Consider the following 11,864-nt stretch of genomic DNA (forward strand, 5'->3'; position numbering starts at 1 on the left):
TATGGTTAATTTACTAAAGGTTCATGGCTCACAAAACCATTTTTTCATTCTAGACCAAACCGAACTTTTTAATCCTCTAACTGATTCTGAATTGCGTGCTTTTACCCAAAAGATTACTGATCCAAGCACCGGTATTTTAAATGGTGCCGATGGTGTTTTAGCAATCAATGAACCAACTAGAAAAAATGCTCTTGCACAAATGCGTGTGATCAATGCAGATGGTAGTGAGGCATCAATGTGTGGTAACGGACTTCGAACTGTTGCTAGATATTTGAGCGAAAAATTCAATAAAGATAACTTTTTGGTCGATACTATGAACGCTAACTTGCAGGTAAGAAAAGAAAAGGATTTTGCAGAAAATGTTCCTGCATTTGCAGTCGAAATTTCACCAGTTAGCTTTAATAAAGAAGCAGTTCCATTTGAAAATTTAGGTCATGATCGCCTAATTGATACACTTGTACCAGAAATTTATCCAGGATTACGCTTCACTTCGATGGCTGTCCCGAATCCGCAACTTGTGAGTTTTGTAAATGAAGAGCAAATTACTGGCCCTATTCTTGGAATTATTGGTGAAAAATTAAATTCAGAAAATCCCTATTTCACCGATGGAGTTAATGTCAATTTCGCTCAAATTATCGACAAAAATAAGATCTTTGTTAGAACTTTCGAAAGAGGGGTTGGCTTTACCAATGCTTGTGGTACAGGGATGTCCGCTACTTCCCTAGCCTTACTTCTTACTCATCCAGATGACGTTGATATGGATAAAACAATTGATGTGTACAATCCAGGCGGTATGGTTAGAACTAAGTTACATTACGAAAATAATAAATATTGGATTGAATTAATTGGTAATGCGACATTTACTGATAAAATTGAAATTTCTGAAGATGATTTGCGACATGCAAAGTTTTCAAATATTACTTGCCAAGAAACTGGTGAACAATCAGCATATAAAAAGTTTGTAGATGATTTGCCAAAGTTTAATAAAATTAAAACTTTAGAATAAAAAATGAACTATTCGAAATACCGAATAGTTCAAAATAGATATTTATAGCAAAAAGTAGTTGATCACTTTAAAATCAACTACTTTTTTATATTAAAATTTACTTCCATAAAAAGTTAACCAAAGCACGATCAACTTCAGGATTGCTGTGCAAGCGACTATGTTGAGCATTTCTACCAGTAAACTTCTTTTCTTGATAACTCTTAGCATTTGGTAAAACTATATACTTAAGAGTTTTAGATGAAGTAATACTTACTCTTTGATCTCCACCATTTTCATAATCACCATAAAGATTTAGTACTCTAGCATGAGGATAATATTTCTTCAAAGGAAGAAGTTCCTTATATGAGCTTGTTTCTTTATTTGGCTTACCTGTTTTGGCATTTACTTTAAGTCCTGCAGGTTCATCATAACCAATAATTCCATCAAAGTGGCCAGCGATATCTACTTGATTATTTAGTGTAGGTAAATTTTTATTCTTAGCATTATTAAGTAAGTAGAACATGATTGCCATGTTACCCATTGAGTGACCAACCATGTTCATCTTCTTGAAGTTGTATGATTTTTGAAGTCTTTTTACTACGTTTAATGCATACTTTCCATCTTGGTGATAATCCGCATTAATATTGTCTTCAAAGTTAACTTCAACGATTGGATTTTTAGAATTATGGTTAATTTTTCCTTCTAAAGTAACACTACCATTCTTGGAAACATTAGCCTTGATAATTTTATTTGTAGCCCCCATGCTTTTTGCGGCATTTGCCATATGCTCTTCCGCATGACTGCTACTACCATAACCATGGAAAAAGATAGTTGGAGTTGAAATAGTTGTTCTACTTTTAGCAGTAGCTTCTTCACTGGAATTATTTGCTGTACAACCAGCCGCCAAAAGTGCTACTGCCGCCGCTGTTATAATTTTATAAATCTTTTTCATCTTTAACCCTTCCCTTGTCTCAAATATTTCTTAAAAAGCTATCAGGTCTATCAAATGGAATATCCTTCAGTCAATACCATAATATGAAACTATTCTTTGATCAATACCTAATAAGCAATGGCACCCTTAATACCTGCATATCTGGCATTCCATATCATCCCCTCTTAACTTTTATCTATTTTATGTCTTAAAACAATTAATGTTAAATACTTATTTAATAGGTCAATCTATTACTTATTGTTATATATTTTGGCAAGAATTTTATAATTATTGCCGATTTATTGTTTAGTAGAAATTATTTTAATTAAACACATTTTCAATAACTACTGTATAATTTATGTTAAAAACTAAGAAGGAGTAAAAATATTCATAATGAATAATCCACCTTTAACCAAACGAGTTTCAATGATCGAACTTTTCTATGATTTGATTTTTGCATATATGATTTCACAAGCAACTGGACTAATTCACCATTTAGATCACGGAACAATTAGTGCAAGCTCATTTTTCACCTTCTTTTTGGTGGTAATTGTCTTCATCAATTCCTGGATGGTTCAATCTGTTTTTACCAATAGATACGGTGAATCAAGTTGGACGGATATTAGCCTTTATTTTGCAAATATGATGGTATTGCTATATATGACTAATTCATTCTCCGATACTAGCTATAAAGATATGCGTGTATTCTTCATTGCTGCAGGAATTCTTTCATTTCTTCTTTTGTTGCAATATTTAATTATTTTTATCAAAACAGATAATTCAATTGACAAAAAAATTTCATCAGTATTTATTTATATTCTCTTATTTAGAACTGCTGTCTTACTAATCGGTGGTTTTCTGAATAATACTGTTGGAAACTTCATTGCAATTATTGGAGTATTAATTTCTTGGATTTTACCAAGTTTTACCACTTCAATAACTAAGAATCACCCAATTATCTTTTCACATTTGCTTGAGCGTTTAACGCTTTTGATCATTATCACTTTTGGTGAAACGATTATCGGTATTGCTGATTATTTCAAACCAAGTACTTTTTCAATTTATTCAATTTTGATTTTCCTCATTGTGGCCGGATTATTTTTCAACTATATCACGGAATTCGATCATTTAATTGAAGAAAAAAGAAGCGGAGAAACTGGTAATTTACTGATCTATTTACATTACTTTATTCTGTTTGGTATCAGCCTGATCACCGTTTCACTTAAATTCATTAGTGAAGAAAAAGCTGATATGATCTTTGCAATTAGCTGTCTTTACGGGGGAATGTTACTTTTTTATATCGGACTCACAATTTCCAATCACTATAATCAGAAAAAGTACCAAAAACAAACTTCAATTACATTAACTTATTTAATTTCATTAATTGTTGGCTATATCATTTTGATTATGAATCCAACATTCTCGTTAATCACCATTATTACAACAATAGTAGTGATTTTAAATGCAGCTATGAAGGTTAGTTTGCTATATACTAAATAAAAATAAAAACAGGGCAAATGCCCTGTTTTTGTTTATGATTTACTTCCAAACTTCCTTAGCAATATTGAATGCGCTCCATGCATTTGGCCAACCAACGTAAAATGCTAATTGAGTAATAATTTCTGAAATTTCTTCTTTAGTAATACCGTTCTTTTTAGCAATTTGCATGTGAATTGGAAGTTGTTCAAATGCACCTTTGGTAATAAGTGCAGTCACAGTAATCATACTTCTGTACTTTAATGGAAGTTCCTTTTCTCTTGACCAAACTTCTCCAAATAAAACATCGTCATTAATTTCTGCAAATTTTGGAGCAAATTCTCCTAATTGATCGCGTCCTGCAGTTTGCTTTTCAGCCATAATTATTACCTTCTTTTAAAAATTGTATTTTTTCTTTAACTTCAATATTATTATAGGTCAATTAATTTTTATGATAAATACTTATTTTATTTAGCTAGATATTACTTTTAGTTATCAATAGATCTCAAAACAGAACAAATTTATGATCAAAAAAGAGACCGAAAAAATTCAGTCTCTTTAAATATTTTACTTTCTAAACGTAATCACTTTATTAATCACAAATTGAATCATAGTAGCAACAAATGTCGCTGCAACTTTTACAATCAAATGCGGATATCCTAACTTAGTAACAAAAATAAATAATGATGCTGTTGTGAACACAGTCGTAATTTGTCCAACTAAAAAGTAAGAAATAAACCTCAATAACAGATGATTATGAACTTTGAAGTTAGTATAAGAATTCCAGAAAAAGTTATTGATAATTCCGCAAGTTGAAGAAATAATATTAGCAATTTCAACATTCATATTAAAAAATGTGAGCAGTGTATATATTCCAAAATCAACAACTAAGCCTAATACGCCGATTAAGACATATTTAACTAATTGCCTGAAAGTATCTGATTTCGCTGTTGTGATAATTTTATTCATTTTGCTCATTAAATTTTTTCTTATCTTTTAAATCAATTAATCGTTTAATTCCATATCCTGCTAAAGCCAACCAAGAAATTATGGTAATTACTAAAAGGATTTTAAACCAAATTGGGGTAATAAATTGTAATGTTGCTTTATTTAACCCTTTCTTGGTCTTTATTAAAGGTTGATTGATCACATTTTTACGGCAATCACTAACGTTGTTCCCATTAACAATCAATCGTGATTGATGATACATCACAACCGGTAAATAGATATTCTTACTATCTTTGCTATTCCAAGTCAAAATCAACTTATTTCCATCAACTTGATAATGATATTTATAATTTTGTTTCATTACTCCCCTTAAATAGTAGGAGTTAGAAACATGGTGTTTTTTAACCGGTAAATAATCCGGCTCAACATGGCTTACTAATTCAAATAACTTCCCATCATTACTATATCTAGCACTTGATTTAATATCTTCTTTATCAACAGTGATCATACAATAATTATTCATTTCAACCACTTGTTCTTCATCGATAAAGTTATTAGTATTTCGATAAATTGAAGTTAAATTAAAGGAGAAATTATGAAGAAGAATTAACATCAAAGCAAAAATTGTATAATATTTTGCTACTTCATGATATTTCTTAACCAATTGATTTAATGAAATTCCAACACTCATTAATAATAAAGGATATGCTCCAACCATTAGGCGGTATGGAAATTGAAATGATGCGCCTAATTTAGGAAATATCTGCTGAATAAATGTCCACGGAAATATTCTTGATGAAACTACTAAAAATACTAAGGCAACAATAGTTGAAATAGTATTGATCTTTGATTTTTTAAAATTGAATGCAATATATATAACTTGAAAAATGATCAACGCCAAAATCGAATAAGAAATATATTCATGTAGGCTGATAAATCTTGATACATGTAGAGCCGATTCATTTAAATCAAAAATTCTTGGTAAAGAAATCATATTGGTTGGATAGAGCAAAAGAAATGCTCCCCAAATATTTGCTGTTAATAGAAGTGTTAGAAGCAATGCTTTTCCAAGATCGATAAAAATCTGTTTCTTATTTTTAGAAATCACTACACAATAAATAAAGAATGGGATTAATGTAACAGCTAAAATTACTGTTGAAAGCAAGTGAATTTGAGCCAAAGTTGACATTAAGATTGCCAAAATCAACCAATGAATCGGCCTTGCTTTATCTTCAATCATATTCACCGCTTGAATCATGACAAATGGCGCAATAGCGGCTCCCCATGACATCCAGTTAAAGCGTAAAATTCCTACTGTAATTCCAAATTGCAAGTAGATAGTCGCAAGTAATAAGGCAATAACTTGATTTACTTTAACCTTTCTGCCCAAATAGTACATCCCTATTCCTGCAATCATCATAACAATATAATCAATCACAATTTGGAATGTAAACCAGTTTTTACAAATTAATAAAAGAAGCCCATTCAAATAAGCAAAAAGCGGACCATATAATGCATTAAAAATCCGTCCACTATGGTTAAAGCCATAGTTTGTTTGGAAATAAGATAAGTTACCAGTTTTAAGCTGCATGGAACTATCATAAAAACGATTAAAATGCACCCAAGCATCACTAGTAATAATTGTCGCATGATTAATAAGTTGGTAATTCAGTAAAATAGTAATTACAAAGAAAATAACTATATAAGGTAGGGAAAATAATAATATTTTTTTAGATTTTGTTTCCATATCATTGTTTTTCCTTTTCTAGATAGATTGGACGATTTTTAACTTGTAAATAAATTTTACCAATATATTTACCAATAATCCCCAAGCAGAATAATTGAAGCCCGCCAATTAATAAAATGATTGAAACTAAGCTGGCCCAACCAAATACACTTGAATTAGGTAAAATGATTTTTCTGATGCAAACAAATAAAATCCCAATAATTGAAAGAAGAAATGAAATCATTCCGATCCACATTGACATGTTTAATGGAGTTTGAGAAAAATCAACAATTCCTGTTAAGGCATATTTAAATAATGCCCAAGTTGTCCAATCCGATTTACCTGCTACTCTCTCAATGTTGTGATATTCAAGATACTTAGTCCTAAATCCGACCCAAGAGAAAATCCCTTTTGAAAAACGACTATATTCATTCATTTCAAGAACTGCTTGAACCATTTGTTTAGTCATCATTCGGTAATCTCTTACGCCAGGCACAATTTCAACGTCTGAAATTTTATTTATTACACTGTAGAAACAATCACTCAAGAAAGATTTAAATCTACTTTCTCCATCTCGATCTACTCGTCTGCAGCCCACTGAATCATATTTACCTGATTTAATTAGCTGATACATTTTTGGCAAAAGATCTGGTGGATCTTGTAAATCAACATCCATTAAAACTACATAATCTGTGTCAACATTCTTTAATCCAGCATAGATTGCAGCTTCTTTACCGAAATTTCTTGAAAAAGATATATAATGTACATTTTTATCTTGTTTACGCAATTCTTTTATTTCTGGCAAAGTATTATCTTTTGACCCATCATCAATGAACCAAAAAATTGGTTGAACATCTTTCATTTTTGTCAAAACTTTTTCTACCGCTTTATAAAAAAGGGGGATAGATTCTTCTTCGTTATAGCACGGCACTATAATTGACAATCCACTCATTCATCTTATCTCGCTTTCTTCCCCAAAATTTAAAGTCACTTAAATTATTATACGCTTATAGGATAGGAAGTTCATTATGAGTTATTTTTCGTTTTATCAAGTATAAGCGCAGATTGGAAAGATTGTTTAGTCAGTTTTATTTTTTAATAATACGTTCAAATAAAAAAACTGTTGATGATTATCATAAATGATATTCAACAACAGAAAAAATCATAGAATTAAAATAATTTAGATAAATATTCTTGGTGAATTGTAACATAAATCCTTATTAGATAATCTTATATCCAACTACTGGGTTAGAAGGACATTCGTTGAAGTCATAAGTAGATAATTTTTCAAGTTCGGTGTTTCCATCAATAATTGTAGTAACACCTTGAGCAAGCATTAGGTTCATGACCTTGTCTTTTTCAGGATGTTCAGTAAATGGTACTAACACAACTGGTTTGTGCATAGCGCGCATAAAACCAATTTCAAAGGCTGATCCATCATCAAGATTATCCATGTCATACAAGAATACGCCACAACTAGCATTAACAATTCCCGTTAAATCATTTTGGTAAGTTGCGTCTCTCCATACCATTGAACGAATACCACCAATTTCTGGATTTTCTTCTGCTGGATCTGTGAATCCTGCGTCAAATGGGAAAAATATATGTGCAATTGACGGATTTTTACTAAGAAGATCCTTAGCCTGGTCTACACGTCCGCGTTGTGCTTCATTATAAAAAGGTGATCCTAAATAAATTCTTCCTGTTGGTACTACTGCTTTCATATTGTCCTCCTAAAATTTCACTTTTTACGATTTTACCATTTTTAGTCAACTTTTAAATTAAAGATAGCAATCTTTCTTTTTCTTTCTTTGAACAAAAGGCTGCGTTTATAGCATTTAAAAACAATTTTTGTTCGTCAGATTTACTTAAATTTATTTTTTCCTCAAGCATGGAATATTCATTTGGTAAGTTAGTATTGCATACCGTCATATCATCTGAGTTCAAAGTAGCCTTAACTCCTTGAGACAGCAAACTTTTAATTGGATAATGATCAATTTGATCAAAAACTTTAGTATTTAAATTCGATGTTGCACAACATTCTAAGGTTATATTGTCTTGAACAATCTCATTTATCAAACTCGTATTTTCAATACTTCGAATTCCATGACCAATTCTTTTAGCACCTAAATTAAGAGCTTGCTTTACTGATGCTGGCCCCATTGCTTCTCCTGCATGAATTGTATATGGTATTCCCATTTGCTGGGCAAATTGAAATATACCAGCATAATTTTTAATCGCAAAACGTTCTGATTCCTCACCTGCTAAATCCAGACCACTAACTCCCCTTCCAAGAAATTCTTCACAGACTTTAACAGTTTCTACATTTTCTTCTTCATTATTTTCCAGCCGCATTAAACATAATAATAAATTCGCATGTAGATCCGGATGAGTAGAATCAGAATTTTTTTGATAAATTAAAAACTGGTTTATGCCATTAATCGCAGCGCGCACTACTTCAGCTTGACTCAATCCTTGTTGAGTATGAAGCTGAGGCGCAAAGCGAATTTCGACATAAACCAGTCCCTGCTCTTTTAATTCTTTGAGCAGATCAAAAACAATCATTTGTAAATTTTCTTTTGTCTGCATAAAACTAACTGGAAAAGCAAATTTTTCCAAAAATTCATTTAAATCATGACAATTTGGTGAAACCGATAATTTATTGCGCAGACTAAGATCAGCCATTTCAGGCAAATTATTTTCTTTAATTAATTTTTTAATCGTTGAAAATGGTACTGAACCATCTAAATGCAAATGCAGATCAATTAACTTTCTCATCATGACTCCCTCTAATCAAAATTTATTTTAAATTGTTTCTATTCTATCACAGAAGGAATCTGTTTTTAATTATTTTTTGTTAAAATTCAAAAATATCATAACTATTTTAGCAACCTTTTAAATTATTGTTCGTTAATTTAAAAAATATAACTTCAAACAAAAAGATCACTCATCACTGAGTGATCTACCTGATTTTGCATATACGGTAATAAACATCGACTAAAAAACTAAATGTTTAAAACCAAACCATTTTTTGCGCCAATTCGGTAAAAACTTTGAAATTCTAAACCGGAATTGGTGCGCAAAGAATTGTATTACACCTACGCATTTTCCATAATACAGTAGTATTTTTTATTTTCGAATTACATATTAATACTATATACCTATTAAATTTTACATTTACGTATATATTTCAAATATTTACCTTTACTTAATAAAGACTTTACCTTTTTTAGAAAATATAGATATAATTATTAACTTTATTAATAATTAATCGGAGCAGCAGCTAAATAAGTATATGTTTTTGGATATATTTGACTAACTCGTTTACTTCAGTTTGATAATCTTGTTTAACCCACCACACAAGAATCATAAAAATACCACCAGATTGATAACTAATTGCATAGTCCTTCAGTGCTAAATCTGGATGATAAATCTTTAGCATTTTATCCAAATAAGTAGTTTGTTCATTTAATAGAATACCTTCAAATCCCGCATTTAATAAACTCATCATAATTTCTGGATTCCTTTTAAAAAATGATAAATAGGTCCTTAATTGATCAGTAAAACTATCTATATGATTTTCTGTGATATCTTCAGTTAAATTTTGATATTGGCGTTCAATATATCCTCGAATCACACTGTCTTTTTGCTCATAATTTCGATAAAAAGAAGTTCTCGATACTTTAGCTAATTTAGTTATTTGAGAAATAGCAATGTCGTCATAAGGAGTACTTTTTAATAATTCAAACATTGCTTTTTCAATTTGCTTTTGCGTTCGTAAACTTTTTTGATTCATTTTAATACTCATTTTCCAATCATATCATTTGACTTATGAAAGCCCTAACATTATATTATATTTGTAAATAGTTACAAGTGTAACGATTATTGAAAGAAGTGTCAATTATGCATTATAGTAATGGTAACTACGAAGCTTTTGTCCATGCAGAAAAGCCAAAAGACGTTGAAAAGAAATCAGCCTATATTGTCGGATCAGGTCTTGCATCACTTGCGACTGCAACTTTCTTAATCCGTGATGCCCAAATGGAAGGTGAAAAGATTCATATCTTTGAAGAATTAGCTCTTCCTGGTGGTAGTATGGATGGAATTTATAATCCAGAAAAGCAAGCCTATATCATTCGTGGTGGTCGTGAAATGGAACCGCACTTTGAAACTTTATGGGACTTGTTTAGATCAATTCCATCACTTGAGCATGAAGGTGAATCAGTCCTTGATGAATTCTACCGTTTGAACCGTAAGGATCCAAGTTTTTCAAAGACTCGTGTAATTGTAAATCGTGGTAAAGAATTACCTACTGATGGAAAACTCCTCTTAACACCTAAAGCTGTCAAAGAAATTGTTGATTTAGTTTTAACCCCAGAAAAAGATTTACAAGATAAGAAGATCAACGAAGTCTTCACTAGAGAATTCTTTGAATCAAACTTCTGGTTATACTGGTCAACTATGTTTGCCTTCGAACCTTGGGCAAGTGCTATGGAAATGCGTCGCTACTTGATGAGATTTGTCCAACACGTAGCAACTCTTAAGGATTTATCATCTCTTCGCTTTACTAAATATAATCAATATGAATCATTAATCTTACCAATGGTTCATTTCTTGAAAGATCATGGTGTAAACTTCCACTATGATACAGTCGTTGACAATATCATTGTTAACAAGTCAGATGGTGAAAAAGTTGCAAAAGAAATCCAATTAACTGAAAAAGGCAAAAAAGATACTATTAAATTAACTGAAGATGATCTAGTCTTTGTCACTAATGGGTCTATTACTGAAAGTACCACCTATGGTGACAATACTCATCCAGCATCTGAAAAACATGAATTAGGCGCAACTTGGACACTATGGAAGAACCTAGCTGCTCAAGATAGTGACTTCGGTCATCCTGAAAAATTCTGTGAAAATATTCCTAAAGCCAACTGGGTAATGTCCGCAACTATTACCTTCAAGAATAATGACATAGTTCCATTTATTGAAGCAGTAAATAAGAAGGATCCACATAGTGGTTCAATCGTAACTAGTGGTCCTACAACTATCAAAGATTCAAATTGGATGCTAGGCTATTCAATTAGTCGTCAGCCTCACTTCAAGGCTCAAAAACCTAATGAATTAATTGTCTGGTTATACGGCCTCTATTCAGACAGAAAGGGTAATTTCATCAAGAAGACAATGCCTGAATGTACTGGTATTGAGCTTTGTGAAGAGTGGCTCTACCACATGGGCGTTCCAGACAATATGATCAATGAAATGGCAACTGCTGCAACCACTATTCCACAACACATGCCATACATTACTTCTTACTTCATGCCAAGAGCCTTAGGTGACCGTCCAAAGGTTGTGCCAGATCACTCTAAGAATTTGGCCTTCATTGGTAACTTTGCAGAAACTCCTCGTGACACTGTCTTCACTACAGAATACTCTGTCAGAACTGCTATGGAAGCTGTCTACACCTTGTTTGACATTGACCGCGGAGTACCAGAAGTGTTCGCTTCTGCCTTTGATGTAAGACTTCTTATGAATGCAATGTATTACTTAAACGATCAAAAGAAGTTAACTGAACTTGATTTACCATTAACTGAAAAGTTAGCCATTAAAGCAATGCTTAAGAAGGTAAAAGGAACCTACATAGAAGAATTACTTAAAGAATATAAATTAATGTAAAAGTTCTATAAATACTTTAATACACAAAAAGGGAAATGATCATTATGAACTGAGACCCAAAAATTGGACAGTTTAAAACATAGGATTATTTAAGGCGTGATTCCGATATTCTATCGGAGTTG

11 protein-coding genes are annotated in these 11,864 nt (G+C 31.6%); 3 read left to right on the forward strand and 8 right to left on the reverse strand.

The window, feature by feature from the left end; translation table 11 throughout:
- Position 1 precedes the first annotated feature (1 nt).
- A complete protein-coding gene (dapF, locus tag NFR82_RS07165; RefSeq protein WP_251717608.1) occupies positions 2 to 1,006 on the forward strand; it encodes a diaminopimelate epimerase in 1,005 nt (334 codons plus the stop codon).
- A gap of 97 nt (positions 1,007 to 1,103) precedes the next feature.
- Here dapF and NFR82_RS07170 read toward each other — a convergent pair whose 3' ends face one another.
- Positions 1,104 to 1,937: an alpha/beta hydrolase gene (locus NFR82_RS07170; RefSeq protein WP_251717609.1), complete on the reverse strand. Its 834-nt coding sequence runs from the start codon at positions 1,935 to 1,937 to the stop codon at positions 1,104 to 1,106.
- A 372-nt stretch (positions 1,938 to 2,309) separates the two neighbouring features.
- On the opposite strand from NFR82_RS07170, the gene NFR82_RS07175 reads away from it, so the two are divergent.
- A complete protein-coding gene (locus NFR82_RS07175) occupies positions 2,310 to 3,416 on the forward strand; it encodes a low temperature requirement protein A (protein WP_251717610.1) in 1,107 nt (368 codons plus the stop codon).
- A 39-nt stretch (positions 3,417 to 3,455) separates the two neighbouring features.
- Here NFR82_RS07175 and NFR82_RS07180 read toward each other — a convergent pair whose 3' ends face one another.
- The 7 genes from NFR82_RS07180 to NFR82_RS07210 all read right to left on the reverse strand — a co-directional run bounded on the left by NFR82_RS07180 (position 3,456) and on the right by NFR82_RS07210 (position 9,862).
- Entirely contained in the window at positions 3,456 to 3,773 is a 318-nt protein-coding gene (locus NFR82_RS07180) for a carboxymuconolactone decarboxylase family protein (protein ID WP_251717611.1), read from the reverse strand.
- A gap of 186 nt (positions 3,774 to 3,959) precedes the next feature.
- Positions 3,960 to 4,361: a GtrA family protein gene (locus NFR82_RS07185; protein ID WP_251717612.1), complete on the reverse strand. Its 402-nt coding sequence runs from the start codon at positions 4,359 to 4,361 to the stop codon at positions 3,960 to 3,962.
- On the reverse strand, positions 4,354 to 6,087 hold the full coding sequence (locus tag NFR82_RS07190) for a cell division protein (RefSeq protein ID WP_251717613.1): 1,734 nt from the start codon (positions 6,085 to 6,087) through the stop codon (positions 4,354 to 4,356). Before NFR82_RS07190 ends, NFR82_RS07185 begins: the two co-directional genes overlap by 8 nt.
- A 1-nt stretch (position 6,088) precedes the next feature.
- Complete coding sequence (locus tag NFR82_RS07195; RefSeq protein WP_251717614.1) at positions 6,089 to 7,018, reverse strand: glycosyltransferase family 2 protein; 930 nt, start codon at positions 7,016 to 7,018, stop codon at positions 6,089 to 6,091.
- 268 nt (positions 7,019 to 7,286) lie between these two features.
- On the reverse strand, positions 7,287 to 7,790 hold the full coding sequence (locus NFR82_RS07200) for a nucleoside 2-deoxyribosyltransferase (RefSeq protein ID WP_251717615.1): 504 nt from the start codon (positions 7,788 to 7,790) through the stop codon (positions 7,287 to 7,289).
- A gap of 52 nt (positions 7,791 to 7,842) precedes the next feature.
- Entirely contained in the window at positions 7,843 to 8,844 is a 1,002-nt protein-coding gene (add, locus tag NFR82_RS07205; RefSeq protein ID WP_251717616.1) for an adenosine deaminase, read from the reverse strand.
- A gap of 505 nt (positions 8,845 to 9,349) precedes the next feature.
- Positions 9,350 to 9,862, reverse strand: coding sequence for a TetR/AcrR family transcriptional regulator (locus NFR82_RS07210; RefSeq protein ID WP_251717617.1), 513 nt, complete (start codon positions 9,860 to 9,862; stop codon positions 9,350 to 9,352).
- Positions 9,863 to 9,969: 107 nt separating this feature from the next.
- Between NFR82_RS07210 and NFR82_RS07215 the strand changes: the two genes are divergently transcribed.
- A complete protein-coding gene (locus tag NFR82_RS07215) occupies positions 9,970 to 11,742 on the forward strand; it encodes an oleate hydratase (RefSeq protein WP_251717618.1) in 1,773 nt (590 codons plus the stop codon).
- The last annotated feature ends 122 nt before the right edge of the window (positions 11,743 to 11,864 follow it).

This window comes from Lactobacillus agrestimuris (assembly GCF_943193025.1).
GTDB lineage: Bacteria > Bacillota > Bacilli > Lactobacillales > Lactobacillaceae > Lactobacillus > Lactobacillus agrestimuris.

Excerpts from the sequence above, each read along its gene's own strand:
- dapF (WP_251717608.1), top strand. The coding sequence starts at position 2 with ATGGTTAATTTACTAAAGGTTCATGGCTCACAAAACCATTTTTTCATT.
- NFR82_RS07180 (WP_251717611.1), bottom strand. The coding sequence starts at position 3,773 with ATGGCTGAAAAGCAAACTGCAGGACGCGATCAATTAGGAGAATTTGCT.
- NFR82_RS07210 (WP_251717617.1), bottom strand. The coding sequence starts at position 9,862 with ATGAATCAAAAAAGTTTACGAACGCAAAAGCAAATTGAAAAAGCAATG.
- NFR82_RS07175 (WP_251717610.1), top strand. The coding sequence starts at position 2,310 with ATGAATAATCCACCTTTAACCAAACGAGTTTCAATGATCGAACTTTTC.
- NFR82_RS07185 (WP_251717612.1), bottom strand. The coding sequence starts at position 4,361 with ATGAATAAAATTATCACAACAGCGAAATCAGATACTTTCAGGCAATTA.
- add (WP_251717616.1), bottom strand. The coding sequence starts at position 8,844 with ATGAGAAAGTTAATTGATCTGCATTTGCATTTAGATGGTTCAGTACCA.
- NFR82_RS07195 (WP_251717614.1), bottom strand. The coding sequence starts at position 7,018 with ATGAGTGGATTGTCAATTATAGTGCCGTGCTATAACGAAGAAGAATCT.
- NFR82_RS07215 (WP_251717618.1), top strand. The coding sequence starts at position 9,970 with ATGCATTATAGTAATGGTAACTACGAAGCTTTTGTCCATGCAGAAAAG.
- NFR82_RS07200 (WP_251717615.1), bottom strand. The coding sequence starts at position 7,790 with ATGAAAGCAGTAGTACCAACAGGAAGAATTTATTTAGGATCACCTTTT.
- NFR82_RS07170 (WP_251717609.1), bottom strand. The coding sequence starts at position 1,937 with ATGAAAAAGATTTATAAAATTATAACAGCGGCGGCAGTAGCACTTTTG.
- NFR82_RS07190 (WP_251717613.1), bottom strand. The coding sequence starts at position 6,087 with ATGGAAACAAAATCTAAAAAAATATTATTATTTTCCCTACCTTATATA.